The organism is Actinokineospora sp. PR83 (assembly GCF_021056305.1).
Classification (GTDB): Bacteria; Actinomycetota; Actinomycetes; order Mycobacteriales; family Pseudonocardiaceae; genus Actinokineospora; species Actinokineospora spheciospongiae.
Map to the genome: position 1 here is coordinate 39,811 of NZ_JAJCXD010000127.1, position 26,185 is coordinate 65,995.

Consider the following 26,185-nt stretch of genomic DNA (forward strand, 5'->3'; position numbering starts at 1 on the left):
TTCGCCCATGTCGACCGAGGTGTGGGCGCGGCTGTCGCTGCCCGAGCCGCTGCTGGCCGCGCTGCTGGACCGGTGGGCGGAGGGCCACCGCCGCTACCACGACCTGCGGCACCTGCGCGCGGTGCTGCGGCACGTGGACACCCTGGCCGGGCACGCCGCCGACCCCGACCTGGTGCGCTTGGCCGCCTACTACCACGACGCCGTCCACCAGGGGAAACCCGACGACGAAGAAGCCAGCGCCCGACTCGCCGAGACCGACTTGGCCGCGCACCTGCCCGCCGGGGCGGTGGCGGAGGTCGCCCGGCTGGTGCGCTTGACCAAGGGCCACCGCACCGAGCCGGGCGACACCAACGGCGAGGTGCTGTGCGACGCCGACCTGGCGATCCTCGCCGCGACGCCCGAGGACTACGACGCCTACGCCAGGGCGGTCCGCTTCGAGTACGCCCACGTCCCGGACGAGGCGTTCCACGCGGGGCGGGCCGTGGTGCTGCGGGGCCTGCTCGACCTGCCCTCTCTCTACCGGACCCCTCTTGCGCGGAGCCGCTGGGACGCGAGAGCGCGCAGGAACCTCAAGCGCGAACTGGGAAGCCTCACGCCTTCGGGGTGATCCGCAGCAGCTTGTCGTCCGAGCCGTTGGAGGTCGTCACGTAGAGGGCGCCGTCCGGGCCCGTCCGCGCCGCGCGCAGTCGACCGAACTGGTCGGCGAACTCCTGCGGGATCGCGACCGACTGCACGTTCGCGTCCTCGTCCAGGGACAACAGGAGGAGCTTGGCGCCCTTGAGCGCGGTGACCACAAGAGCGCCGTTGAGCGCTCCCCACTGCTCACCGTCGAGGAACGCGGACGCGCACACCGCCTCGGTGGTGGGACCGGACTCCCACTTGGCCGGGACGGCGTCGGGGAAGCGGGTCAGGTCGGTCATCGGGACGCTCTCGTCGTACTCGGAGACCGTGCCGCCCTGCGACGGGTCCCAGCCGTAGTTCGCGCCCGCCGCCAGGAGGTTGACCTCGTCGTTCTTGTCCGGGCCGTGCTCGGCGGTGAGGACCTGCCCGGAACCCGGGCGGACGGCCACCCCCTGGACGTTGCGGTGGCCGTAGGTGTAGACCGGCGACCCGGGGGTGGGGTTGTCCGCCTGCGCGGCCCCCGTCTTGAGGTCGATGCGCAGGACCTTGCCGCCCAGGTTGCCCTTGTCCTGCGACGCCGACGCCGAGGCGGTGTCGCCGGTGCCGACGAGCAGCGCGCCGTCGGCGGCGATCGTCGGCCTGCACCCGGAGTGGCGGCCGCTCGCGGCGATCGGCAGGCCGGTCAGCAGGTCCTTGACCTTCGTGGCGGACTGCTCGTCGTCGGACAGCTTCCAGGTGACCAGCCGGATGTCCTTCGGCTGCCCGCCCTCGGTGTGGGTCTGGCAGGTGGTGAACTCGCGGGAGGTGGCGAAGTCGGGGTGCACGACCATGCCCAGCAGACCGCCCTCACCGCGCACCTGGATGTCGGCGGTGTCGGCCCGCAGGGTGGTCGCGGTGGCCCCCGGCCGCCCGGACGACAGCAGGGCGAACTGCCCGGTGCGCTGGCTGACCAGCACCTTCCCACCCGGCAGGAACCCGATGTCCCACCCGTGGGTCAACCCGCCCGCCACCGTCTCCACGGCCAGTGCCGGGGCGACCGCCGAGGTGGGCGTGGCGGGCGCGGTCGAGCCCGGGGCGGGGACCTGGCCGACCGCGGAGTCGGAACAGCCTGCGAGGCCCAGTGCCGCGGCGGCCGCGGTCAGTGCACGGGTCCGGAACATGTGCCCAGGATGCCCGTTCCCGCCGCGGGGCGCCGTCCGACCACCCGGCCCGCGCCCCGCGTGACGGCGCTCTCGGGGACTCCCCCGACCGGGGGCGGGCGGATACGGTGTGCCGGTGAGCGAGTACCTGAGCCTGGCCGTCGAGGGCCCGGTGGCGACCCTGACCATCGACCGCCCGGCGAAGCGCAACGCGCTCAGCTACGAGATGTGGGCGGCCATCCCCGGCCACGTGGCCGCGGTCGCCGCCGACGACGACGTCCGGGTGCTGGTCGTGCGCGGCACCGACACGTTCTCCGCGGGCGCCGACATCAGCGAGTTCACCACCCTGCGCCGCGACGCCGAGGGCGCGGTCCGCTACGGCGAGGCGGTGGAGGCGGCCACGGCCGCGCTGACCGGCCTGGCCAAACCCACCATCGCCGCCATCACCGGCTTCTGCATCGGCGGCGGCTGCGAACTGGCCCTCGCCTGCGACCTGCGCATCGCCACCGACGACGCCCGCTTCGGCATCACCCCGGCCAAGCTCGGCATCGTGTTCAACCTCCCCTCCACCAAGCAGCTGGTGGACGCGGTCGGCCCAGCCTGGGCCAAGCAGATCCTCTTCACCGGCGACATCCTCGACGCCGCCACCGCCCTGCGCATCGGCCTGGTCAACGAACTCCACCCCGTCGACGACCTCCCCAAGCGCGCCGAGGACCTCGCCACCCTGATGGCCAGCCGCTCCCAGGTCACCATCCGCGGCGCCAAGACCATCATCACCAAGATCGTCGACGGCGCCGCCCAGGCCGACCCCGAGGTCGAGGCCCTCTACAGCCACTCGGTCACCAGCGCGGACTACGCCGAGGGCGTGACCGCCTTCCTGGAGAAGCGCGCCCCGAGGTTCTGACCCGGCGGTTCCGCCCGCGGCGGCCGATCCCGCCCCCGCAGCCGAAGCACGCGATCCGACGCCCTCGGAACACCCCGCCCGCGGCCCCCGTCAGGCGCGTTCGCGCAGCGTCGGCCTGCCCTCCAGGTGCGACAGCCCGTTCCACGCCAGGTTCACCAGGTGCGCCGCGACCTCGTTCTTCCCCGGCTCCCGGGCGTCCAGCCACCACTGCCCGGTCAGCGCCACCATCCCCACCAGCGACTGCGCGTACAGCGCGGCCAGCTCCGCGTCGTAGCCGCGCTTGGAGAACTGCACGCCCAGGATGTGCTCCACCTGGCTGGCGATGTCGTTGAGCAGGCTGGAGAAGGTGCCGGTGGCGGTGGCGACCGGGGAGTCGCGGACCAGGATGCGGAACCCGTCGGTGGAGCCCTCGATGTAGTCCAGCAGGGAACAGGCCGCCCGTTCCAGCAGCAGGCGGGGGTGGGCGGCGTCCTCGGCCAGCGCGTCGGTCATGCCTGCGAGCAGGGACTGCATCTCGCGGTCGACGACGACCGCGTAGATGCCCTCCTTGCCGCCGAAGTGCTCGTACACGACCGGTTTGCTGACCTCCGCCCGGTGGGCGATCTCCTCGACCGACGAACTGTCGTAGCCCTTCTCCGCGAACAGCGCGCGGGCCACGTCCAGCAGTTGCCTGCGGCGCTCCTCGCCCGTCATGCGCACGCGCGATTCCCCTTGCCGACGCCGACCGCTCATCGGCACACCCTAGATAGTCACCTGGGGGCGGTGAGCTTGGCCAGGCGCTGGGGGGTGGGCCAGCGGACGTCGGTGGCCCAACCGAGCTTCTCGAACACCCAGATCAGGCGGGCCGAGGTGTCGATCTGGCCGCGCTTGACCCCGTGCCTGGCGCAGGTGGGGTCGGCGTGGTGCAGGTTGTGCCAGGACTCGCCGAAGCTGAGGATGGCCAGCGGCCAGAAGTTGGCGGCCTTGTCCCGGCTGGTGAAGGGGCGCTCGCCGATCAGGTGGCAGATGGAGTTGGTGGACCAGGTCACGTGGTGCAGGACCGCGATGCGGACCAGGCCCGCCCAGAAGAACGCGGTGACCCCGCCCCACCACGACCAGGTGAGCAGGGCGCCGAGGGCGGCGGGGAGCAGCAGGGTCGCGGTGGTGCACAGCCAGAACAGCTTGTGCACCCGGACGATGTCGCGGTCGGCGAGCAGGTCGGGGGCGAAGCGCTGCTTGTTGGTGACCTCGTGCTCGAAGATCCAGCCCATGTGCGCGTGCCAGAAGCCCTTGGCGATGCCGAGCGGGGTGGTGCCGTGCAGCCACGGGGAGTGCGGGTCGCCCTCGCGGTCGGAGAAGGCGTGGTGGCGGCGGTGGTCGGCGACCCAGATGATCGGCGGGCCCTGGATGGCCATGCAGCCCATGACGGCCAGGGCGATCTTGAGCGGGCGCTTGGCCTTGAACGAGCCGTGGGTGAACAGCCGGTGGTAGCCGACGGTGATGCCCAGGCCGGTGAAGTAGAAGAAGAACACCGCCAGCGCGACGTCGACCCAGCCCAGGCCCCAGCCCCACAGCAGCGGCACGGCCGCGACGAGGGCGGCGAACGGGACGAGGATGAAGATGTAGACCGCGACCCGGTTGGCGGCGTTGCGGCTGCCCTCGTAGAGGGGCTTCGGGCCGCCGGACGATTCGCCGCCCGCCTTCGCGTCGAGGGTGCTCGTCATGTTCAGGTACCTCTTTCCGAACCGGGCTGAGGCCAGGCTCACCTACGGCGCCGTAACTTACGTCAGCGTAGGGAATGGTCGCGCCGACGCGCCAGCGCTGCGGCGCCCCCGTCGGCGCGTCGGGTGCGGCGGCTCCCCGCCACTGTGCCGGGGAGCGGAAACGGTGCGTTCCGGTGCGCGTTCCGTGCGTAGCGGTGCGGCCGTCCGAGTGACCCGCGTAACACCCGATCGGACGCGAGCGACGACCAATCCGCCGGGTACCGGTGCTGGCCGCCCGGCGGTCGTGCCACGATGTCCTCGCGGTCGGTGGTGATCCACCGGCGGTCCGCCGTGGTGTAAAGGCAGCACCTTGGATTTTGGTTCCAATGGTTCAGGTTCGAATCCTGGCGGCGGAGCGGGCCACCCGGTCCGGGCGGGACGGGGACGGCGACAACAGAACACGCGGGGGCGCGGGACACCGCGGACACAGCAGGCCTCGAGCCCGGAGGGTGCAGCGACGGACGTGGACGACGAGCAGCGTGGCGACGGCGAGCTGCCCGCGTTGGAGGAGCGCTCCGACGCCTGGCTGGTCGGCCGCGCGCGCGAGCTGCTCGCCGTCATCCAGACCAGCGCGCTGCGCGACCGCCCCCGGCACACCGACGAGGTCGACCGGCTGCTGGCCGAGGCGCAGAGCCGGGGCGAGCCCAGGATGGTGGCCCAGCTTCTGCGCTCGGCGGTCGCGGTCCGGGTGGTCAACAACGAGCTGGCCGACTCCGCCGAACCGCTGCTCGACGAGATGCTGGCGCACACCCGCCGCCACGGCCTGGTGGTGCTGCAGGCCGACGCGCACGCGCTGCGCGGGCGCAGGCTGCTGCTGGCGGGCGCCGAGGACGCCGCGCTGACCGAGGCCGCGGTCGCGCTGGCCATGCTGGACGAGGACATCACCCCGGACGTGATGCTCGGCGGCCGCACCTGGGACATGATCATGGCGGCCACCCTGGTCGACATCGGCACCGTGCTCACCCAGCTCGGCGTCTACGAGGTCGCCGACCAGGTGATGTCGCGCGCGCACAAGTGCATCCGGGCCAGCGCCGGGCCGCACCTGATCTCGGTGCACCTGATCAACCGGGCCCGGCTGCTGGTCGGCTGGGGCCTGCGGCTGGAGCGCATCGGCGAGGACGAGCGGGCCGCCGAGCGGTTCGCCACCGCGGCGGCCATCGCGGTCGCGGTGGAGGCGCCGTTCCGCGAGTCGCTGTTCCCGCGCGACCCGCACTCCGCCGCCGCCGACCAGAACCCGATCATCGGCGCCGCGCTGGCCCTGGCCCAGCCCGGCGAGGCGCACATCGGCAGGCTGCGCGGGCTGATCGCCTCCGACAGCTACCCGCGCGAGCTGGTCATCGTGGCGATCGCGCTGGCCCGCTGCCTGGAGCACGAGGGCCGCGAGGAGGAGGCGGTCGAGGTCCTCGGCAGCGCCCGCGCGGAGATGTGCGACGAGGCCGCCGAGCCGACGCTGCGGCTGTGCCTGATCCGCGAGTTCGCCCGGCTGTCCGGCCCGGACGGCGGCGAGCGCACCGCCTCGGCGCTGGAGCACTACGCCACCGAGCTGGAGGCCCAGCTCTGGGACATGCGCGAGTCGCGGATCGCCACCCTCAACACCCGCCGCGAGCACGAGCGGCTGTCGCGGATGCACTCCTCGATCGCCCGGCAGGCGTTGCAGGACCCGCTGACCGGGCTGCCCAACCGCCGCGCGCTCGACGAGCGGCTGGAGGCGCTGGCGTCCTCCCCGACCAACCACCCGCTGGCCATCGCCCTGGTCGACCTGGACGGCTTCAAGGGCGTCAACGACCGCATGTCGCACGCCGAGGGCGACGACGTGCTGCGGGTGGTGGCGGGCACCCTGCGCGACGCGCTGCGCGGCAGCGACATGGTGGCCCGCTACGGCGGCGACGAGTTCATCGTGCTGCTGCCCGGGGCCCCGCTGCACGCCGCGGAGGCCGCGCTGCGCCGGGCGCTGACCGCGGTGGCGAACCTCCCGCGCGACATGTCCCACGGTGTGACGTTGTCGATAGGCGTGGTGGCGCTGCGCCCGCAGGAGACCGCGGTGCGCGCGCTGGCCCGCGCGGACGCGGCGATGTACCAGGCCAAGCGCGGTGGCGGCAACGACATCGTGGCGATCACCGCGGCCGACTCGGGCAGGCGGCCCCGGGTCGAACCGGGCACGCTGTCGACCGCCGGGGCCACCGACCGGGCGTGGGTGCTCCCGGAGACCACGTAGGATCGGCTCCCGGCCGCACCTCGCCGGATGATGCCAGCGGGATCGCCGGACGCGGCCGCTGTGGTGACCGACCGTGCCGACCCGACCGTGCCCACCCGACCGTGCCGACCCGACTGTTCCGACCCGCCCATGCGGGCCAGACCCGCCGACCCGAGTTGCCGACACCCCGATGCCGAGGAGCGCGATGCCCGCCAACCACCCGGACCACCCGCCGCTGGGGCAGGTGAGCGCGGTCGTGCTCGCCGCGGGCGAGGGCACCAGGATGCGCTCGGCCACCCCGAAGGTGCTGCACCCGGTGGCGGGCAGGCCGCTGGTCGAGCACGCCGTGCGGGCCGCGGCCGGGCTCAAGCCCGCGCACCTGGTGGTCGTCCTCGGGCACGGCCGGGACGCGGTCGGCGCGCACCTGTCCACCGTGGCCGAGGCCCTGGGCCGCGAGGTCGTGACCGCGGTGCAGGAGAACCAGAACGGCACCGGCGACGCGGTGTCCTGCGGGCTGGCGCCGCTGCCCGCCGACCTGGCCGGGACGGTGCTGGTCACCTACGGCGACGTGCCGCTGCTGGACACCGCCACGCTCACCGCGCTGCTCGACGAGCACGCCGGGCGCGGCAACGCCGTCACCGTGCTGACCGCCGTGGTCGCCGACCCGACCGGCTACGGCCGGATCACCCGGACCGCCGACGGCGCCGTCGAGGCGATCGTCGAGCACAAGGACGCCACCGCCGAGCAGCGGGCCATCACCGAGGTCAACTCCGGGGTGTACGCCTTCGACGCGGCGGTGCTGGTCGACGGCCTGTCCCGGCTGTCCACCGACAACGCCCAGGGCGAGCTGTACCTGACCGACGTGCTGGGCATCGCCGCCGCCGACGGCCGCCGGGTCGGGGCGCTGGTGTGCGCGGACCCGTGGCTGACCGAGGGCGTCAACGACCGGGTGCAGCTCGCCCGGCTCGGCGCCGAGCTGAACCGCCGGGTGGTGGAGTCCTGGATGCGCGCCGGGGTCACCGTGGTCGACCCGGCGAGCACCTGGGTCGACGTCGAGGTGGAGCTGGCCCGCGACGTGCTGCTGGAGCCGGGGGTGCAGTTGCGCGGGCGGACCACCGTCGGCGAGGGCGCCACCGTCGGACCGGACACCACGCTGACCGACGTGCAGGTCGGGGCCGGGGCGAGCGTGGTGCGCACGCACGGCTCGGGGGCCGTGGTCGGGGCGGGGGCCACCGTCGGCCCGTTCGCCTACCTGCGCCCGGGGACGCGGCTGGGCGAGCGCGGCAAGATCGGGACCTTCGTGGAGACCAAGAACGCCGACATCGGCACCGGTTCCAAGGTGCCGCACCTGTCCTACGTGGGCGACGCCACCATCGGCGAGCACAGCAACATCGGCGCGGCCAGCGTGTTCGTCAACTACGACGGGGTGGCCAAGCACCGCAGCGTCGTCGGGTCGTACGTGCGCACCGGCTCGGACAACATGTTCGTGGCCCCGGTGACCGTCGGCGACGGCGCCTACAGCGGCGCGGGCACGGTGATCCGCGCGGACGTGCCCCCCGGCGCGCTCGCGGTGTCCGGCGGCCCGCAGCGCAACATCGACGACTGGGTCCTGCGCAGCAGGCCGGGCACCGCCTCGGCGGACGCGGCGCGCAGGGCGCGGCAGGCGGCGGGCACGGCGGCAGGCGCGGACGACACCGCGACCCGGACCGAGCCCGGCACCGACTAGAGGTTCCCCCGACAGCCTGTGGTTTTCTGACAGCGAGGACGCGCATGAGCACCAAGACCGGCGGCACCCCGAAGAAGAACCTGATGCTGTTCTCCGGACGGGCCCACCCGGAACTCGCCGAGGAAGTCGCCAAGCACCTCGACGTGGAGATCACCCCGCAGGCGGCCTACGACTTCGCCAACGGCGAGACCTTCGTCCGGTTCGAGGAGTCGGTGCGCGGCTGCGACGCCTTCGTCATCCAGAGCCACTCCGCGCCCATCAACCAGTGGGTGATGGAGCAGTTGCTCATGGTCGACGCGCTCAAGCGGGCCAGCGCCAAGCGGATCACCGTGATCATGCCGTTCTACCCGTACGCGCGGCAGGACAAGAAGCACAAGGGCCGCGAGCCGATCTCCGCCCGGCTCATCGCCGACCTGTTCAAGACCGCGGGCGCCGACCGGATCATGACCGTCGACCTGCACACCGCGCAGATCCAGGGCTTCTTCGACGGCCCGGTCGACCACCTGTTCGCCCAGACGCTGCTGTCGCGCTACGTCAAGGAGAACTACCCGGCGCAGAACATCACCGTCGTCTCCCCCGACGCCGGGCGCACCAAGCTGGCCGAGAAGTGGGCCAACGACCTGGGAGGGGTGCCGATCGCCTTCATCCACAAGACCCGCGACCCGCTGCGACCCAACGAGGTCGTCGCCAACCGGGTGGTCGGCGAGGTCGAGGGCAGGCTGTGCGTGGTCATCGACGACATGGTCGACACCGGCGGCACCATCGCCAAGGCGGTCGGCCAGCTGATCGACGAGGGCGCCGCGGACGTGGTCATGGCGGCCACGCACGGCGTGCTGTCGGGCCCGGCGCAGGAGCGGCTCTCGGGCTGCGGCGCCAAGGAAGTGATCTTCACCAACACGCTGCCGATCGGCGAGGACAAGCGCTTCCCCGGGATGACCGTGCTGTCCATCGCCCCGCTGCTGGCGCGTGCCATCCGCGAGGTCTTCGAGGACGGCTCGGTCACCTCGCTCTTCGACGGCGACGCTTGATCTTTTTCTCCCGCCACCCACCCCCTCGTCCCCACCCGGCATCGTCCCCCGGTGGCGGCCTGGACTCGCCTGTCCCGGTGGTCGTGGTGGTACCCGGGGTCGACTCGGTCCGTCAGGGCCGGTCGACCCCGGTTTCGTTCCCAGGTGGGGTCGTGCGTAGACTATTCGAGTTGCCTCGGCGAGGCGGGCATCGCGCCTGGCGTGATCGACGTGGCGGTTCTCGGACCGTTCCCATTGGTCCCGGGTTATCGCGCGCCCCCTTGCCGCAGGTCGCCGCAGCCGACTGAGAAGTCGCGCTCCCGCCGCCGTTGTTGATCGCAAGGAGTGTTCCGTCGTGTCCGAGGTAAAGCTGGCCGCCGAGCAGCGCACCGAGTTCGGCAAGGGCGCGGCTCGCCGCACCCGTCGCGCGGGCAAGATCCCCGCCGTGCTGTACGGACACGGTTCCGACCCGCAGCACCTGGCCCTGCCCGCCCTGGAGTTCGCCCGCGTCGTGCGTGAGCACGGTCAGAACGCGGTGCTGACCCTGGACTTCGGCAGCGGTGCCGAGCTGGCGCTCACCAAGACCGTCACCACCCACCCGCTGAAGAACTACATCGAGCACGTCGACCTGCTGCTGGTCAAGCGGGGCGAGAAGGTCACCGTCGAGGTGCCGGTCGTCATCACCGGCGAGGCCGCCCCGGGCACCCTGCTCACCCAGGACCTCACCACCCTGCAGGTCGAGGCCGACGCGCTGAACATCCCGGACCAGGTCGAGCTGTCCATCGCGGGCGTCACGGCCGGTACCCAGATCAACGCCGCCGAGGTCCCGCTCCCGGCGGGCACCACCCTGGTGACCGACCCGGCCGCCCTGGTGCTGGCGGTCAACGCGTCGCCGACCGCCGAGCAGATGGAGGCGGAGATCGACATCGAGGGTGCGGGCGTGGTCGAGGAAGCCCCGGAGACCCCCCAGGACTGACACCGCCGCAACGGCGCGTTTGACACAATCCCCGATGCCCCGGTCCGACTGGACCGGGGCATCGGGCCGTGGAACGGAGGGTGCATGGGCGAGGACGACGCACCCCAGGTCGTCGTCGGCCTGGGCAACCCCGGCCCGCAGTACGCGGGCAACCGGCACAACATCGGCTTCCTGGTCGCCGACGAGCTGGCCGCCAGGGTGGGCGGGAAGTTCAAGGCGCACCGGTCCGGGGCCGAGGTGTTGGAGGGCAGGCTGGCCGGGGCGCGGGTCGTGCTGGTCAAGCCCCGGTCGTTCATGAACGTCTCGGGCGGCCCGGTGGCGGGCGCGCTGCGGTTCTTCAAGGCCCCGCTGGAGCGGCTGAGCGTCATCCACGACGAGCTGGACCTGCCCTTCGGGGCGGTCCGGCTCAAGCTCGGCGGCGGCGAGAACGGCCACAATGGATTACGGTCGATCTCGAAGTCGCTGGGCAGCAGGGAGTACCACCGTGTGCGGTTCGGCATCGGCAGACCACCGGGTCGGCAGGACCCGGCCGACTTCGTGCTGCGCGATTTCAGCGCCACCGAGCGCAAGGAGCTGGCGTTCGAGGTCGACCGGTGCGCCGACGCGGTGGAGGCGCTCGTGGGCCAGGGCCTGACGGCCGCGCAGAACAGTTTCCACGCGACCTGAGTCGCCGCTACCGTCTGAGGAGTGCAGCCGAACATGCCGCTGACCGCGGAGGCCGTCCGGGCGGCCACCTTCGACAAGGCGCCCTTCGGCAGGCGCGGCTACCACGAGGACCAGGTCGACGCGTTCCTGGACCGGGTGGAAGCCGCCCTCGAGGGTGGCGAGCCGATCACCGCCGCCGAGGTGAGCTCGGTGGAGTTCGACGCCGCCCCGATCGTGCGCCGCGGCTACCACGAGGGCCAGGTGGACGAGTTCCTCGACCTGGTCGTGGAACACCTGGAGCGGGTCGAGGCCGGGGAGGACGACCCGGACGACGACGACTTCGACGACCCGCCCGCACCGCGCCGCCAGCCGGGCCAGGCCACCGGCCCGCGGGTCGTCCTGCCCCCCACGCCACCGGGGAAGACGGCCCTGGAGCTGCCCCCGGGCATGTCCGCCGACCCGACCCCGCCACCGCGGCGCCGGGTGATCCCCAACACCCCCGAGCCCGCCCGCCAGACCGCCCCGCCCCCCGCGGCCCAGCCCCCGGCGGCCCAGGTCCCGGCAGCGGCGGACGACGACTTCGAACCGTTCGTGCTGAGCGACGACCTGCCCGCCGACCGCCCGGCCGCGCCCGCCCAGCAGCCGGTCCAGCCCACCCAGCAGCCCGCCCAGCCCCGGCAGGCACAGCACCGCCCGGCCGCGAGCGGGTCGATCAGCCACACCTCGGGCCCGCACCAACTCCCGGTCAAGGACCAGCGCCGGGTCTTCCTGCCACCCCCCGGCAACAGCACCCCCGACAACGGCGACGGCGCACAGCACCCGAGGCAGGTCCCCGCCCGCCCGGTCCAGCAGCCCCAGGCGGCCCCGCAGCCCCCAGCCGCCCAGCAGGCGCCGGTCCGGCACAGGCACGAGGCGGAGGAGCCGCCGCGCCGGGACAACCGCGAGTGGTTCACCGAGCCCAGGGGCTACCCGCCGGTGCCGCCGGAGCACCAGGGCCAGCACCAGCAGCCCGCCCCGCCCCCGGTCCAGCAGCAGCCGGTCCAGCAGCAGCCGCGCCCCCAGTCGTACCCGACCCGGCACGCGGCCCCCGAGCAACTGCCGATCGACTCCGACGTGCCGTTCCTGCCGCTGCCCCCCGCCCCCGCCGGGGTCCGCGGCTACCGCACCGGCGACGTCGAGCGCCTGGTCCAGATCCTCACCCGGGCCGCCACCTCCCTCGACGACATCCCCACGGCCGAGGAACTGGAAGCCGCCCGCCCCGGCCTGACGTTCTTCGTCGGCCAGGGCTACCACCAGGCCGCGGTGGACGCGGTCATCGAAGCGTGGGTGGACGAACTGCACCGCCGGGAGCACTGAGCACGATGACCCCCGAGGACGTCCACGCGGCCCGCTTCAGCAAGCCGATCGTGGGCAGGCGCGGCTACGACGAGGACGAAGTCGACGCCTTCCTCGACCGGGTGGTCGAGGCCCTGGAGGGCCGAACCCGGCTCACCGCCGCCGAGGTGAACGAGGTCAGCTTCGGCAAGCCCCCCATCGGCAGGCGCGGCTACTACGAGTCGGAGGTGGACGACTTCCTGGACCGCGTGGCCGCGCACTTCACCCGCCACCCCCCACCCCCGGCGCCCCCACCGCGCCCGCTGACCGACCACGACATCCGCACCGCCCGCTTCCCCCCGACCCCCTTCGGCCGCCGGGGCTACGACGCCACCGAGGTCGACGCCTTCCTCCTCAAGGCGGAGGAAGCCTTCCGGGGCACGGTCGACCTGACCGCCCAGGACGTCCGGGACACCAAGTTCGGCCCCTCCCCCCGCCTGGGCCCCGGCTACCGGGAAGCCGACGTCGACGCCTTCCTGGAAGCCATCGCCACCGAGCTGGCCCGCCGCAAAGCCTGAGCCACCACACCCCCGGGCCAACATAAAACCGCCTGCCCGGCCGGCTACCAGCCACACCAACCCCACCAGGCACAGCAGCCGCCCACCTCGAACCGCCGCTTGGCGGCCGGCCACCCGGAACCCCACCGCGCGCAGCCGGCGACCACCCCGCCAACCGGCGGCCGGGCGGCCAGCCACCCGCAACCCCACCGGGCGCAGCGAAAACCAGCCACCCCCGCAACCGCCAGCCCGGCTACAAAAATGCCCGGGTGGGTGGATCTGCTTGGGTGGGGGAAGCGATCATGTGCAAGCCTGCCCGGGCTGTGGGGCATCCCTTCAGCCCCACTCGGTCACACTGGGCACATGATCGCTGTAGGGGCCCCGCCCAAGCAGATCCACCCACCCGGGCACCACCGACAAACGGCCGGGCTTCAAATCCGCTTGAGCACCGGGCATCAAGACGCAGCAGCCCGGATCGACGACTCCAACTGTTCCCCAGCAGCCGCCCGCCGCAACTTCCCCGAGGGCGTCTTCGGCAGAGTCCCCGGCGCCAACACCAACACCGAAACCGGCCGAGCGTTCACCGACTCGAAAACCCGAGCCCCCACGTCCTTCCGGATCCGCTTCTCCTCCCCCGCGTCCCCCGCGAACTTCGACTCCACCACCACGGCGAACCGCTCCCGCAGGCTCCCCGCGTCCAACCGCACCGCCACCGCGTTCCCCGCCCGCACCCCCGGCACCGTCCCGGCAGCGCGCTCGATGTCGGTCGGGTAGATGTTGCGCCCAGCCAGGATGATCACGTCCTTCTGCCTGCCGCAGATGACGATCTCCCCACCGGCCAGGTATCCGATGTCCCCCGTGGACAGCCACCCATCCGCGTCCTGGGTCGCAACAGGACCGTCCACCGTCAGGTACCCGGGCGTCACGGCCTCCCCGCGCAACTGGATCTCCCCGACCTCGCGCTCCCCGCGCACCACCCCGTCCCCCGAGACGATGCGCGCCTCGATACCCGCCAACGGCTTGCCCAGCAACGCGAACGACCGCACCGGACCGTCGGCGGCGGGCACGGCGAGCTGTTCGGACTCCAGCTTGTCCGCGTCCACGGAGTCCAGGCGCAGCCCGGAGAGCAGCGGCGCGAACGACACCGCCAGCGTGGTCTCGGCCATGCCGTACGCGGGGAAGACGCACTCGGCGCGCAGGCCGAAGCGGGCACCCTCGGCGGTGAACGACGCCACCGCCTTCTCGTCGATGGGCTCGGCGCCGTTGAGCGCCAGGCGCAGCGACGAAAGGTCGTACTTGCCGTCTTCGTCCACTCCGGACAGGCGCCTGCCGAGCAGGGCGTAGGCGAAGTTGGGGGCGGCGGTGATGGTGCCGCCGTAGCGGCTGATCAGGTCGGCCCAGATGAGCGGGCCGGTGAGGAACTCGACGGGGGTGACCTTGACCAGTTCCATCCCGATGGTCATCGGCACGGTGAGGAAGCCGACCATGCCCATGTCGTGGAACAGCGGCAGCCAGGACACCATCACGTCGTGCTCGACGTCGAGGGCCGACGCGGCGCGCATGGAGGTCAGGTTGGCGAACAGGTTGCCGTGCAGGATGCGCACGGCCTTCGGGTCGGCGGTGGACCCGCTGGTGAGCTGCAACAGCGCGGGCTGGTCCTCGCCGACCTCGACGACCTCGGCCAGCGGCTCGCCCCCGGCCAGGTCGGTCAGCAGCAGGTAGCCGATGCCGTGCTGCTCCAGCACCGGGGCGAGCTGGTCGAACGGGGCGCCGAGCAGCACCAGCTCGGAACCGATCATGGCCAGCACCCGCACGGTGTCCTCGGCCCACTCGGCGAGGTCGGTGCGCGGGGTCGGCTGGTGCAGCATGGTGACGCTGCCGCCGGAGAGCCACACGGCCTGCACGGCCGGGGCGATGGTGATCGGTTCGGCGGCCAGCACGGCGACCGCGCCCCCGGGCTCCAGCCCGCCAGCGACCAGCGCGCCCGCCATCCGCAGCGCCCGCCGGTGCACCTCGCCCCAGGTGGTGCGCACCGGGTCGGCGGGCTCCCCCGTGGTGATCCCGCGCGCGTCCCCCCGGGTGCGGGCGGTCTCCAGCAGCATGTCGACGAACCGGCTCATGACCGCCAGTTTAGGGCCTGCGTCACACCTCCGGGTGAGCCGCGGTGATCACTCGGCGGCGTCGGCCACCTCGAGCCAGCGGCCCTCCAGCTCCTCCTTCTCCGCGACGACCCTGCGCAGCTCGGCGTCGAGGTCGAGCAGCTTGCCGCTGTCGGTGGCCGCCTCGGCGAGGGCGGCGTGCAACTGGGCTTCCTTCTTGTCCAGGGTGGCGATCTGCCGCTCCAGCCGCGACAGCTCCTTCTGCGCGGCCCGGCGCTCGGCGGCGTTGACCCGCGGCCCCTCGTCGCGGACCGGCTTCGCCGCGGCGGGCGCGGTCGCGGAGACGATCTTCAGCCGCAGGTCCAGGTACTCCTCGATGCCGCCGGTCAGGTCGCTGATCTTGCCGTCGCCGAACAGCGCCACCACCCGGTCGCACACCCGCTCGACCAGGTACCGGTCGTGGGAGACGACGACGATGGTGCCCGGCCAGGAGTCGAGCAGGTCCTCGAGCTGCTGCAGGGTGTCGATGTCGAGGTCGTTGGTGGGCTCGTCGAGCAGCAGCACGTTGGGCTCGGCCATCAGCAGCCGGGCCAACTGCAACCGCCGCCGCTCCCCGCCGGACAGGTCGCCGACCGGGGTCCACTGCTTCTCCGCCGGGAACCCGAACCGCTCGGCGAGCTGGGACGCGGACAGCTCCTGCTTGCCGAGCTGCACCCGGCCCGCGATCTCCTCGACCGCCTCCAGCACCCGCTTGCGCGGCGGCAGCTCGACCAGTTCCTGGGTCAGGTGCGCGATCCGCACCGTCTGCCCCTGGATCCGCCTGCCCGTCTCCGGCTCGCTGTCCCCGGCGAGCAACCGCAGCAGGGTGGTCTTGCCGGACCCGTTGACCCCGACCAGGCCGACCCGGTCGCCGGGGCCGATCCGCCAGGTCTCGTGGTCCAGGATGGGCTTGTCGCCCGCCTTGACCGAGGCGTCCTCCAGCTCCAGCACCGTGCGCCCGAGCCTGCGCTTGGCGAAGGCCAGCAGCTCCACGCTGTCGCGCGGCGGTGGCACGTCGGAGATCAGCTCCTCGGCGGCCTCGATCCGGTAGCGCGGCTTGGAGGTGCGGGCCGGGGCGCCGCGGCGCAGCCAGGCCAGCTCCTTGCGGGCCAGGTTGCGCCGCTTCTCCTCCAGGGTGTCGGCCAGCCTGGCCCGCTCAGCCCTGGCGTAGACCCAGTCGGCGTACCCGCCCTCGTACTGCTCGACCCGGCCGCCGACGACCTCCCAGGTCCGCGTGCAGACCGTGTCGAGGAACCACCGGTCGTGCGTGACGACCACCAGCGCGGTCCCGCTGGTGATCAGGTGGTCGGCCAGCCAGCGCACCCCCTCGACGTCGAGGTGGTTGGTGGGCTCGTCCAGCACGACCAGGTCCAGGTCCTGCACCAGGGCCGCGGCGAGGGCCACCCGGCGCCGCTCACCACCGGACATGGTGTCGACCGGGCTGTCCAGGCCGAGGGTGAGGATCTCCAGGCCGGTCAGGATCGACCGGGCGCGCGGGTCGGCGGCCCACTGGTGCTCCTCTGTGATGCCCAACGGGTCCAGCACCGCGTTGCGCACGGTCGACCCGGCGGGCAGGTCGGTGCGCTGGGTGACCACGGCCATCCGCAGGTCGCGGTTGCGGCTGACCCGCCCGGTGTCGGCGGGCTCGATGCCCGCCAGCACCTCCAGCAGGGTGGTCTTCCCCCCGCCGTTGAGGCCCACGACCCCGATCCGGTCGCCCTGGTTGACGCCCAGGGAGACGGAGTCCAGCAACGGGCGGACGCCGTAGCTCTTGCTGACGTTCTCGATGTTGACGAGGTTGACCATTCGCGCTTTCCAGGTGTGGTTCGGGGGCGGATTACGCGTGCGCCTCGGGCGGCACCGGGCGCGGGGTGTCGTCGGTGACGACCCGCGCCCCCGGCACCGGGCCGTGCGCCACCCGGACCGTGCGGCACACGCCCGCACCGGACAGCTCCGCGGCCACCCGCAGCGCGGCGTCGCCGTCGGCGCAGAGGAACGCGCAGGTGGGCCCGGACCCGGAGACGATGCCCGCGAGGGCACCGGCGGTGACCCCGGCCCGCAGCGTGCGCCGCAGGCCCGGCCGCAGGGAGACCGACGCGGCCTGCAGGTCGTTGCCGAGCAGCGGCGCCAGCCTGCCCGGGTCCCCGGAGGCCAGCGCCTCCAGCACCGGCTCCACGGCGCCGATCCGGGGCGGGTCGCCGTCGGCGCGCAGCCGGTCCAGCTCGCCGTAGACGCTCGGGGTGGACAGGCCGCGCCGGTCGAAGGCGAGGACCCAGTGGTAGGTGTGCCGGGACAGGACGGGCACCAGCTCCTCACCGCGGCCGGTGCCGAGCGCGGTCCCGCCGTGCAGCACGAACGGCACGTCGCTGCCCAGCCGCGCGGCGACCCCGGCCAGCTCGTCGCGCCCGATGTCCAGGCGCCACAGCGACGACAGCGCGACCAGGGTGGCCGCCGCGTCGGCGCTGCCACCGGCCATGCCACCGGAGACCGGGATGCCCTTGCGGATCACGACCCGGATCTTCGGCTCCTCCGGGTCGCGGCCGACGTGCTCGGCCAGCTCCCGCACCGCCCGCCAGGCCAGGTTGCTGGGACCGGTGGGCACCGAGTCGGCCCCCTCGCCGTGCACCTCGACCCCGGGCTCGTCGGCGATGGCGACGGTGACCTCGTCGGTCAGCGAGAGGGCCTGGAAGATGGTGGCCAGGTCGTGGTAGCCGTCCGGCCGCAGGTCCCCGACTCCCAGGTGGAGGTTCACCTTGGACGGGACGCGAACGGTGACCGGCGGAGGCACGACAGCAAGCACCCGCCCAGCCTACGGCCGCCCTGCCCCTGGCCGGTTCCAAGGTCCCTGCCGCGGGCTCGTGGGGGTGGGTCAAGTGTGCTCAAAAGCTTGAAGAGCCGATCGTTTGTTGGTGGCGCCCGGGTGGGTGGATCTGCTCGGGCGGGGCCCCTACAGCGATCATGCGCCCAGTGTGACCGAGTGGGGCTGAAGAGATGCCCCACAGCCCAAGCAGGCTTGCACATGATCGCTACCCCCACCCAAGCACATCCACCCACCCGGGCATGTGGTCACCGGGCCGGCGGTTGCGGGGGTGGCTGGCTTTCGCTGCGCCTGGTGGGGTTGCGGGTGGCTGGTCACTCGGCTGCCCGCTGGTGGGGTGGTCGGCGGCTGCGCCTCGGCGGGGTTTCGGGTGGCGGGGGTCGGGAAAAGCACCGCGCCCGCCCTGCCGGGGGTGCCGGTGGGGCGGGCGCGGTGGTTCGTCGTGCGGATCAGGCGCAGGCGGCGACCAGGCCCTGGGGGCCGGTGCGGCGCTGCTGGACCTGGCCGCCGCGTTCGGCGATCCAGGTCAGGGCGGTGTCGGCCTGGGTGCCGGAGAGGCCGAGGAGGAAGCGGGCGACCGGGGTCTCGCCGATGCGGGTCAGGCCGCCGCCGACGACCGAGATGGTGGTGCCGAAGCGGGAGGTGGCCTCCGGGAGGAGGGCGCCGACGGCGGCGAAGCCGACGAGGACGACCTCGGCCAGGCGGTCGTGGCGGGCCTTGGCGGCCTTCGGGGCGTCGATCTCCGGGAGGAGGGACTGGGCGACGGCGCTGCGGGGGTCCTGGACCAGCGAGAGCAGGTGGCCCGCCTCGGTGATCCGGCCGCCGTCGAGGAGGGCGACGTCGTCGGCGATGCGGCGGACGACGCCCGCGTCGTCGGTGGCGACGAGGACCGTGGCGCCCAGTTCGGCGCGGGCGCGGTCCAGGACGGTGAGGACGCCCGCGGCACCGTCGGCGTCGAGGTCGCGGGTGGGGTCGTCGGCGAGCAGGAGGCCGGGGTCGCCGACCAGGGCCCTGGCGACCGCGACCCTGGCCTGCTGGCCCGGGGTCAGGGCCTCGGGGTAGTGGGCGGCCTTGTCGGTGAGGCCGATCAGGTCCAGGAGCCTGCCCACCTTCTCCCGGCGCTGGGGGCCGTCGACGCCCGCCTGCTCCAGGGGGAGGGCGATGTTGCCCGCGGCGGTGCGCTGCTCCAGCAGGCCGCCCCGCTGCACCACGCCGATGCGGCGGCGGGCCGCGCGGAGCCTGCGCGGGTCGAGGCCGGAGGTGTTGAACCCGTCGAACCGGATGACGCCGGAGTCGGGGCGCTCCTGGAGGGCGACGAGGCGGGCGAGGGTGGACTTGCCGGACCCGGTGGGGCCCACCACGCCGGTGATGGAGCCCGCGGGGACGTCCAGGGTGACGTCCTGCAGGGCGTGCACGGGGCCACTGTCGCCGGGGAAGGACTTGGTCAGGTTCTCAACGGTGATCACGATCTGCTCCAACGCGGCGCGACGGCAGCCCTCCGGACCGGCTCGCGTCCACAGTGGACGTTCCGGGGCAGGACGGGCTGGGGTGGTACGAAGACGACGTTCTACTGGGGACAGCTCAGCCAGATACGCGCGTACGACGACATGCGGTCACGCCTCGTCGGCATTGGTCGATGACCCGCCGGGTGGTGAGGATTCGCATCGTGGTTCCTCCATCGTTCCTGGCGGTAGCACCTGCCCTCGGTGGGTGGTTGCTGCGGCGTCAACGAGCCAGGTCTCTCAGCCGCTCGGGATGGAATGCTCACAAAGTACACCCGATGGGGATGCTCAAAAGCAAGCGCGCGACGACAACACCGCGCGAGATCACACCAGCGGAGTAGTGATCTCCGGCCGCGGTGGGTACCCGGTGCGGTCGGTGCTCAGCGGGCGGCGGCGATGCGCACGAACGCGTCGATGTCCAACTGCTCACCGCGCGCCCCGGGGTCCACCCCGGCCGCGACCAGGACCTCCTCCGCGCGGGCGGCCGACCCGGCCCACCCGGCCAGCGCCGCGCGCAGCGTCTTGCGCCGCTGGGCGAACGCGGCGTCGACGACGCCGAACACCGCGGCCCGGTCCGCGTCGGGGGTCGGGCGGCGGGTCATCAGCACCAGCGCGGAGTCGACGTTGGGGACCGGCCAGAACACCGTCCTGGGCACGGTGGCGACCCGCTTGGCCGAGGCGTACCAGGCCACCTTGGCGCTGGGCACCCCGTAGACCCGCGAGCCCGGCCCGGCCGCCATCCGGTCGGCCACCTCCGCCTGGACCATGACCAGCACGGTGCGCAGCGAGGGCAGTTCCGCCAGCAGGTGCAGCACCACCGGCACGGCCACGTTGTAGGGCAGGTTGGCGACCAGCGCGGTGGGCGCCCCCAGTTGCTCCGCCCGCACCCGCATCGCGTCGCCGAGCACGACGGTCAACCGGTCCGCCAGCTCGGGGGCGTGCTCCCGGGCGGTGGTGGGCAGCCGCCCGGCCAGGACCGGGTCGATCTCCACCGCGACGACCCGCGCGCACGCGGGCAGCAGCGCCAGGGTCAGCGAGCCGAGTCCGGGGCCGACCTCCAGCACGACGTCGTCCGGGGCCAGGTCGGCCACCCCGACGATCCGCCGCACGGTGTTGGGGTCGTGGACGAAGTTCTGCCCCAGCTTCTTGGTGGGCCGCACGTCCAGCTCGCCTGCGAGCCTGCGCACGTCCGCGGGCCCCAGCAGGGCAGATCCACCCACCATCACCCGCGAGAGCCTACGCAACCCCGCCCCGCCGACCGGGTCCGGGCCAGGACGCGCCGACGGCCACCCCCGGAAAACCGGTGGTGGCCGTCGGCGGGCGCTGCGAAGATCTGCCTACTTGGGCAGGCCCAGCTTGCTGGAGCAGTGCGGCCAGGCGCCGTAGCCGCCGCGGCTGTCGCGGAGCTTGGTGGCGACGGCGATCTGCTGCTCGCGGGTGGCCTGGTGCGGGTACGCGGCGTACGCGCTGCCGCCGTAGGCGTCCCAGGTGCCCTTGTTGAACTGGAGGCCGCCGTAGTAGCCGTTGCCGGTGTTGATGGCCCAGTTGCCGCCCGCCTCGCACTTGGCCAGCGAGTCCCACACGCCACCGCCGGAGATGACCGGCTGCGCGGCCTGCACGGGCTGCGGGGGCTTCTTGGTGCCGACCTTGACGACCTTGGGCTGCGCGGGCTTCGTCTCCTTGGAGCCGATCTCCTCGCGCGCGACGACCTTGCCGTTCTTCTCGGTCACCCGGTAGGTGGCGATGCGCTCACCGGGGGCGCCCGGCTCGACGACGACCTCGGAGCCCTTCTCGGCCTCCGGGTCCTCGACCTTCTGCACCGGGACCGCGATGGGCTCGGTCTGGTTGATCACGGTGACGCCGGTGCGGCTGATCCGCACCTCGGCACCGGGGGTGAGCTTGACGTCGGCACCGGGCAGGATCGCGTCCTGCGGGCCGAGGGCCACGCCGCGCTCGGCCAGCAGCTCGCCCACGGTCACCGCGGTGGTCTGCACCGGGGCGGGGGCGTTGCCGCCGTCGAACAGGGTGATCGCCTTGGCGGTCTTGATCTCGACGGCCATGCCCTCGAGCGGCACCTGGGCGTCGGAGCCCGCGGAGACCCAGGAACCCTGCACCGGGGCGTTGGCCTGCTTGAGGGCCTCGCCGAGGGTGTCGGCGCGCACCCACGCCTGGCGCTGCTCGCCGTCGACCGTCATGGTCAACTGGCGGCCGCGCTGGAGCACGATCTTGCCGTCGTCGCCGATGGAGGCCGACGGGGACGGGCTGACCGAGTCGTGCGACCCGACCGTGATGCCCTCTTCCTCCAGCACCTCGGCGACGGTGTCGGCGTAGGTGTTGACCTGGTGGGCCTCACCGTCGACGTCGACGGTGACGGTGTTGTTCATCGCGATGGCCGCCGCGCCGCCGCCGGTCAGGGTGACCAGCACGGCCGCGATCGTGGCCTTGAGGAACGTGGACTTCCAGCGGGTGACCGCGGCGAGGAGGCCGGGGGCCTCACCGTCCCGGCGGACCTTGAGCCGCTGCGGGGCGTCGAGCGTCTCGTCTTCCGACGCGTCGTCCGGGAGCATCGCCAGCGACGGCAGGACGGTGGTCTCGGCGTTGATGAGCCGGATCAGCTCGTCGACGTCGACCCCGGCGGTCGCCATGATCTCGTCGGCCTGCGGGCCGAGGGCGTAGCGGACGTCCTGGTCGGTGATGTCCAGCGACGACGAGTAGCCGGTGTCCAGGTCGTACTCGGGGAACTCCGACTTCCAGGCCGAGAAGTCGGCCTCGTGGTCGTCGAGCGTCGTGGCGGTCGCGCGCACCGGGGTGAACCAGTCGGTGTCGACGAAGCCGTTGTGCTCAGGACGGCCAGGGCCGTCGGTCTGTTTGCCGCTCACAGGGTCGTTTCCTCCAGAAGGCGGGAGCCGTGCTCCGCAGGCGATGGGGTCAGGTCAACCGAGAAATCGATGGCCTGCTCCTTCTCACCGTCCGAGCGCGTCTCCGCGCATTCATTCGTCTCGACAACCCGCAGCCAGCCACCCCGACGTGTACTGGCGAAGCTCCGGGTGTTCACCGGGACGTTCAGCCCCGGGTGGGTACGATCACGGGACAGTAACGAGCCCCGGGTGGTTGCGCAAACACATCCGGCAAGGTTATGAGTCCTGTCACAACACCTTCGGAGCAATTGTCTCGTCCGTTCAACGCAACCCCGCACGGGGTGAAAGGTCGGATGTTGCGCTGGGCAACCGGAACGTGCGCTCAGCGGTGGCCGACACCGCGCCTGCGAGGTCTGCCACATCGACCCCGCGGAGCTCCGCGAGTCCCCTGATCGTGTAGGCCGCGCCGTACGGCTCGTTCTTCCAACCCCGGTACGGGTGCGGGGTCAGGAAGGGCGCGTCGGTCTCCACGAGCATCTGCTCCACCGGCACCCAGGCCGCCGCCTCGCGCAGCGCGCCGGAGTTCTTGAACGTCACCGGCCCCGCGAACGACAGCACGAACCCCTGCGCCACGCACGCCCTGGCGAAGTCGAGGTCGCCGGAGAAGCAGTGGAACACCACGGTCTCCGGGGCGCCCTCCTCGCCGAGGACGCGCAGGATGTCCGCGTGCGCGTCGCGGTCGTGGATCATCAGCGGCTTGCCGACCCGCTTGGCCAGGTCGATGTGCCAGCGGAACGCCTCGTGCTGGGCTTCCGGCGGCGAGTGGTCCCAGTAGTAGTCCAGGCCCGTCTCGCCGATGGCCACCACCCTCGGGCGCACGGCGAGGGCCTCCAGCGCCGCCTTGTCGGCGTCGGAGAAGTCCTTGGTGCGGGTGGGGTGCACGGCGACGGCGGCGAACACCCGGTCGTCCCACTCCGACGCGTCGGCCGCCCAGTGCGCCGACGCCAGGTCGTCGGCGACGGTGATCACCCGGTCGACGCCCGCGGAGCAGGCCCGGTCGAGGAGCACGGCCACGTCGGTGGCGTTCTCCGCCCCGCAGGCGTCGAGGTGGGTGTGCGCGTCGACCACCGGCACCGGCAGGCGCTCCGGCACCGGTGGTCGCTCGGACCTGCGCGGGCTCACGTGACGATCGGTGCCCACTCGGGGCCGTTCTCGCCCAGCTCCGCGTCGAGCTTGGCGAACAGCGGCGACGGCTTGGCCAGCGGGCGGCCCACCTCGATGTCGACCGACTCCCACTTCGCGGCCTCGCCCGCGTAGTCCCCGGTCAGCACCGGGTACCCGCGGTCGGGCACGTCGAGGTCGTCGACCTCGCGGATCTCCGGCTGCGCCGCCCACACCCCGGTCCCGCCGAGTGCCTCGTGCACCTTCTGCGCCGAGTGCGGCAGGAACGGGGTCAGCAGCGTGTTCGCGTCGGAGACCACCTGCAACGCGGTGTGCAGGATGGTGTCGCGGCGCTCCGGGTCGTCCTTGCGCTTCCAGGGCTCCTCGTCGGACAGGTACTTGTTCGCCGCGCCGACCACCCGCATCGCCTCGGTGGCCGCCGCCTTGAACCGCGACCGGCGCAGGTTCGCGCCCACCGTGTCGAAGGCGGCCCTGACCTGCGCCTTGAGCTGCTCGTCCGCGGCCGTGGGCGCGGTCGGGCGGGGGATGGCGCCGACGTTCTTGTGCGCCATCGACACCGACCGGTTGACCAGGTTGCCCCACTCGTTGGCCAGCTCGAAGTTGCTGCGCCGGACGAACTCGTCCCAGGTGAAGTCGGTGTCCTGGTTCTCCGGCCCGGCCACCGAGATGAAGTACCGCAGCGTGTCCGGGCCGAACTCCTTGAGGAAGTCCCGGACGTAGATGACCGTGCCGCGCGAGGTCGAGAACTTCGACCCGCTCATCGTCAGGTACTCGCTGGAGACGACCTCGGTGGGCAGGTTCAGCGTGCCGAACCGACCCGGCTCGCCGCCCCGGTCGCCCGCGCCGTTCTGCCCGAGCAGCAGCGACGGCCAGATCAGCGAGTGGAAGACGATGTTGTCCTTGCCCATGAAGTAGTAGCCCTGGGCCGACGGGTCGGTCCAGAACTGCTTCCAGGCGTCCGGGTCCCCGCTGCGCCTGGCCCACTCCACCGACGCGGACAGGTAGCCGATCACCGCGTCGAACCAGACGTAGAACCGCTTCATCGGGGCGTCGCGCCACCCGTCGAGCGGCACCGGGACACCCCAGTCCAGGTCGCGGGTGATGGCGCGCGGTCGCATGTCGCCGAGCAGGTTCTGGCTGAACTTGAGCACGTTCGGCCGCCACTCGGTGCGGGTGGACAGCCACGACCCGAGCGTCTCGGCGAACGCGGGCAGGTCCAGGAACAGGTGCTCGGTCTCGACGAACTTCGGCGTCTCGCCGTTGATCCGCGACCGGGGGTTCTTCAGGTCGGCCGGGTCGAGCTGGTTGCCGCAGTTGTCGCACTGGTCGCCGCGGGCGCCGTCGTAGCCGCAGATGGGGCAGGTGCCCTCGATGTAGCGGTCGGGCAGCGTGCGACCGGTGGACGGGCTGATCGCGCCCATCTGGGTCTTGGGCGTGACGTAGCCGTTCTTCCACAGCGCGGAGAACAGGTCCTGCACCACCCGGTAGTGGTTGCCGGTGGTCGTGCGGGTGAACAGGTCGTAGGACAGGCCCAGGCCCTGGAGGTCCTCGGCGATCACCCGGTTGTACTTGTCGGCCAGCTCGCGGGTGCTCAGCCCCTCCTTGTCGGCCTGCACCGAGATCGGCGTGCCGTGCTCGTCGGTGCCGCTGACCATGAGCACCTGGTGCCCGGACATGCGCATGTAGCGGGAGAAGACGTCCGACGGGACACCGAAGCCGGAGACATGACCGATGTGGCGGGGGCCGTTGGCGTATGGCCAGGCCACCGCGGTCAACACGGAGGCACTCATGGTCGATCAGCGTAGAGGGGACCGGCAGGCGGACGCTCACCGGTTTCGGTCCCGGGGTCGGCGGGCCGGAGAACCGCGCGGGTCAGGCCGCCAGTTCCGTGCGCATGAGGAACACGTTGTACGGGCTCCACTGCGACATCGCGTGGTACAGCACCGGCCCGTCGGCGGAGTCCGGGTGCAGGAAACCGCCGTACAGGCCCGGGTACCGGTCCCCGGCGACGACCACCTGCGGCAGGGTCCACGGGCCGGTCAGCGTTTCCGCGGTGCGCAGGACGATCGCCGACAGCGTCTCGTCGAGGTGCAGGGCGAGCCAGCGGTCGAAGTGGGTGTTGTAGACGACCGACAGCTCGGCCACCGGCCCCGACAGCACCGGCACCGCGCGGAAGGGGTCGCGCTCGACCCACGACGAGCCCGTCCAGTACGAGTACGCCGCGGGCTCCAGGACGTCCGAGAACCCCACCCTGGCCAGGGAAGCCGAGCCCCACCGGCCGTTCGGGGTGCCCAGCAGGTACAGCCGGGAGTCGTCGCGGGCGAAGGCGCCCATCTGGAACGGGTGGTCCTTCTCCGCCCGGTTCACCCAGCGCGACCGGCCCGGCTTCTCCCAGGTGTGCCCGTCGTCCACCGAGAAGGCGATGCCCGCGTAGTTGGTGAACCACTTGCCGCGCACGCCCCAGTTCCGCACCGACATGTAGTGCAGGTAGTGCACCCCGTCGACCTCGATCCCCGCGCACGGGATGACGGTCTCCTCCTCCGAGCCGGGGTCGCGCTCCAGGACCTGCCGGGCGGCGCCGTCGTCGCGGGCCACCACCGAGGTGAAGCGCAGGCCCGCCGAGAGGTCCTGGGGTTCGGCGACGGCGAGGAAGTTGCAGCGCCAGTCCGCCCCGGTCGACGGGCCCGCGCCGTCGCCGCACCAGCCGTCGCCGTAGGTGTCGCCGAAGACGACGAAGGTGCGCTCGCCGGAGGACCACATCACGCCGAGGTCGGTGGCGTGGACGCCGAAGGCGGTCCCGTTGACCGACTCGTGCCCGGTGATCTTGCTGACCAGTTCGGTTCCGACGACGCGCACGGGTGG

The 26,185-nt window shown here is 72.6% G+C and carries 21 protein-coding genes, 1 tRNA gene and 1 riboswitch; of the genes, 10 read left to right on the top strand and 12 right to left on the bottom strand.

Translation table 11 applies throughout. The features are described 5' to 3' along the window. Positions 1–7 precede the first annotated feature (7 nt). Positions 8–607, top strand: coding sequence for an HD domain-containing protein (locus L6E12_RS32630; RefSeq protein WP_236231776.1), 600 nt, complete (start codon positions 8–10; stop codon positions 605–607). Here L6E12_RS32630 and L6E12_RS32635 read toward each other — a convergent pair. Beyond that, positions 591–1,781, bottom strand: coding sequence for a sorbosone dehydrogenase family protein (locus L6E12_RS32635; protein ID WP_236231777.1), 1,191 nt, complete (start codon positions 1,779–1,781; stop codon positions 591–593). The two genes, L6E12_RS32630 and L6E12_RS32635, sit on opposite strands and share 17 nt — an antisense overlap. A 115-nt stretch (positions 1,782–1,896) precedes the next feature. Between L6E12_RS32635 and L6E12_RS32640 the strand changes: the two genes are divergently transcribed. Continuing rightward, complete coding sequence (locus L6E12_RS32640; protein WP_236231778.1) at positions 1,897–2,664, top strand: enoyl-CoA hydratase/isomerase family protein; 768 nt, start codon at positions 1,897–1,899, stop codon at positions 2,662–2,664. Positions 2,665–2,754: 90 nt separating this feature from the next. Here the strand turns inward: L6E12_RS32640 and L6E12_RS32645 are convergent, their stop codons facing one another. Both L6E12_RS32645 and L6E12_RS32650 read right to left on the bottom strand, forming a co-directional pair. Further along, entirely contained in the window at positions 2,755–3,357 is a 603-nt protein-coding gene (locus L6E12_RS32645) for a TetR/AcrR family transcriptional regulator (RefSeq protein WP_236231816.1), read from the bottom strand. Between the two features lie 56 nt (positions 3,358–3,413). Then, on the bottom strand, positions 3,414–4,367 hold the full coding sequence (locus L6E12_RS32650; RefSeq protein ID WP_236231779.1) for an acyl-CoA desaturase: 954 nt from the start codon (positions 4,365–4,367) through the stop codon (positions 3,414–3,416). Positions 4,368–4,691: 324 nt separating this feature from the next. Here L6E12_RS32650 and L6E12_RS32655 point away from each other — a divergent pair. The 8 genes from L6E12_RS32655 to L6E12_RS35210 all read left to right on the top strand — a co-directional run bounded on the left by L6E12_RS32655 (position 4,692) and on the right by L6E12_RS35210 (position 12,846). Beyond that, positions 4,692–4,762: transfer RNA gene (locus L6E12_RS32655), tRNA-Gln, on the top strand. A 107-nt stretch (positions 4,763–4,869) separates the two neighbouring features. After that, on the top strand, positions 4,870–6,621 hold the full coding sequence (locus L6E12_RS32660; protein ID WP_236231780.1) for a GGDEF domain-containing protein: 1,752 nt from the start codon (positions 4,870–4,872) through the stop codon (positions 6,619–6,621). 184 nt (positions 6,622–6,805) lie between these two features. After that, a complete protein-coding gene (glmU, locus tag L6E12_RS32665; RefSeq protein WP_236231781.1) occupies positions 6,806–8,326 on the top strand; it encodes a bifunctional UDP-N-acetylglucosamine diphosphorylase/glucosamine-1-phosphate N-acetyltransferase GlmU in 1,521 nt (506 codons plus the stop codon). A gap of 44 nt (positions 8,327–8,370) precedes the next feature. Further along, on the top strand, positions 8,371–9,354 hold the full coding sequence (locus L6E12_RS32670; RefSeq protein ID WP_035280750.1) for a ribose-phosphate diphosphokinase: 984 nt from the start codon (positions 8,371–8,373) through the stop codon (positions 9,352–9,354). 334 nt (positions 9,355–9,688) lie between these two features. Continuing rightward, positions 9,689–10,309, top strand: coding sequence for a 50S ribosomal protein L25/general stress protein Ctc (locus L6E12_RS32675; RefSeq protein WP_236231782.1), 621 nt, complete (start codon positions 9,689–9,691; stop codon positions 10,307–10,309). An 84-nt stretch (positions 10,310–10,393) separates the two neighbouring features. Next, positions 10,394–10,975: an aminoacyl-tRNA hydrolase gene (pth, locus tag L6E12_RS32680; RefSeq protein ID WP_236231783.1), complete on the top strand. Its 582-nt coding sequence runs from the start codon at positions 10,394–10,396 to the stop codon at positions 10,973–10,975. Between the two features lie 21 nt (positions 10,976–10,996). Next, the gene (locus L6E12_RS32690; RefSeq protein ID WP_308075422.1) at positions 10,997–12,310 is read left to right on the top strand and encodes a DivIVA domain-containing protein; all 1,314 of its coding nucleotides are present in this window, start codon (positions 10,997–10,999) and stop codon (positions 12,308–12,310) included. 5 nt (positions 12,311–12,315) lie between these two features. Next, complete coding sequence (locus L6E12_RS35210) at positions 12,316–12,846, top strand: DivIVA domain-containing protein (protein ID WP_304523934.1); 531 nt, start codon at positions 12,316–12,318, stop codon at positions 12,844–12,846. A 434-nt stretch (positions 12,847–13,280) separates the two neighbouring features. On the opposite strand, the gene L6E12_RS32710 is transcribed toward L6E12_RS35210, so the two are convergent. The 9 genes from L6E12_RS32710 to L6E12_RS32750 all read right to left on the bottom strand — a co-directional run bounded on the left by L6E12_RS32710 (position 13,281) and on the right by L6E12_RS32750 (position 26,179). Beyond that, entirely contained in the window at positions 13,281–14,945 is a 1,665-nt protein-coding gene (locus tag L6E12_RS32710) for a fatty acyl-AMP ligase (protein ID WP_236231784.1), read from the bottom strand. Positions 14,946–14,993: 48 nt separating this feature from the next. Beyond that, a complete protein-coding gene (locus L6E12_RS32715) occupies positions 14,994–16,769 on the bottom strand; it encodes an ABC-F family ATP-binding cassette domain-containing protein (RefSeq protein WP_236231785.1) in 1,776 nt (591 codons plus the stop codon). Between the two features lie 31 nt (positions 16,770–16,800). After that, on the bottom strand, positions 16,801–17,763 hold the full coding sequence (locus L6E12_RS32720; protein WP_236231786.1) for a 4-(cytidine 5'-diphospho)-2-C-methyl-D-erythritol kinase: 963 nt from the start codon (positions 17,761–17,763) through the stop codon (positions 16,801–16,803). A gap of 467 nt (positions 17,764–18,230) precedes the next feature. After that, the gene (locus L6E12_RS32725; protein WP_236231787.1) at positions 18,231–19,247 is read right to left on the bottom strand and encodes a methionine ABC transporter ATP-binding protein; all 1,017 of its coding nucleotides are present in this window, start codon (positions 19,245–19,247) and stop codon (positions 18,231–18,233) included. A 206-nt stretch (positions 19,248–19,453) separates the two neighbouring features. Continuing rightward, a riboswitch (SAM riboswitch) is annotated at positions 19,454–19,543 on the bottom strand. Between the two features lie 120 nt (positions 19,544–19,663). Continuing rightward, positions 19,664–20,506: a 16S rRNA (adenine(1518)-N(6)/adenine(1519)-N(6))-dimethyltransferase RsmA gene (gene rsmA / locus L6E12_RS32730; protein WP_236231819.1), complete on the bottom strand. Its 843-nt coding sequence runs from the start codon at positions 20,504–20,506 to the stop codon at positions 19,664–19,666. Positions 20,507–20,620: 114 nt separating this feature from the next. Beyond that, entirely contained in the window at positions 20,621–22,162 is a 1,542-nt protein-coding gene (locus L6E12_RS32735) for a resuscitation-promoting factor (protein ID WP_236231788.1), read from the bottom strand. A gap of 300 nt (positions 22,163–22,462) precedes the next feature. After that, positions 22,463–23,323, bottom strand: a complete 861-nt coding sequence (locus tag L6E12_RS32740) for a TatD family hydrolase (protein ID WP_236231789.1) — start codon at positions 23,321–23,323, stop codon at positions 22,463–22,465. After that, positions 23,320–25,113 carry a methionine--tRNA ligase gene (gene metG, locus L6E12_RS32745; protein WP_236231790.1) on the bottom strand — a complete coding sequence of 598 codons (1,794 nt, stop codon included), beginning with the start codon at positions 25,111–25,113 and terminating at the stop codon, positions 23,320–23,322. The genes L6E12_RS32740 and metG overlap by 4 nt, the downstream gene beginning before the upstream one ends. Positions 25,114–25,195: 82 nt before the next feature. Next, on the bottom strand, positions 25,196–26,179 hold the full coding sequence (locus tag L6E12_RS32750; RefSeq protein ID WP_236231791.1) for a DUF4185 domain-containing protein: 984 nt from the start codon (positions 26,177–26,179) through the stop codon (positions 25,196–25,198). Positions 26,180–26,185 lie beyond the last annotated feature (6 nt).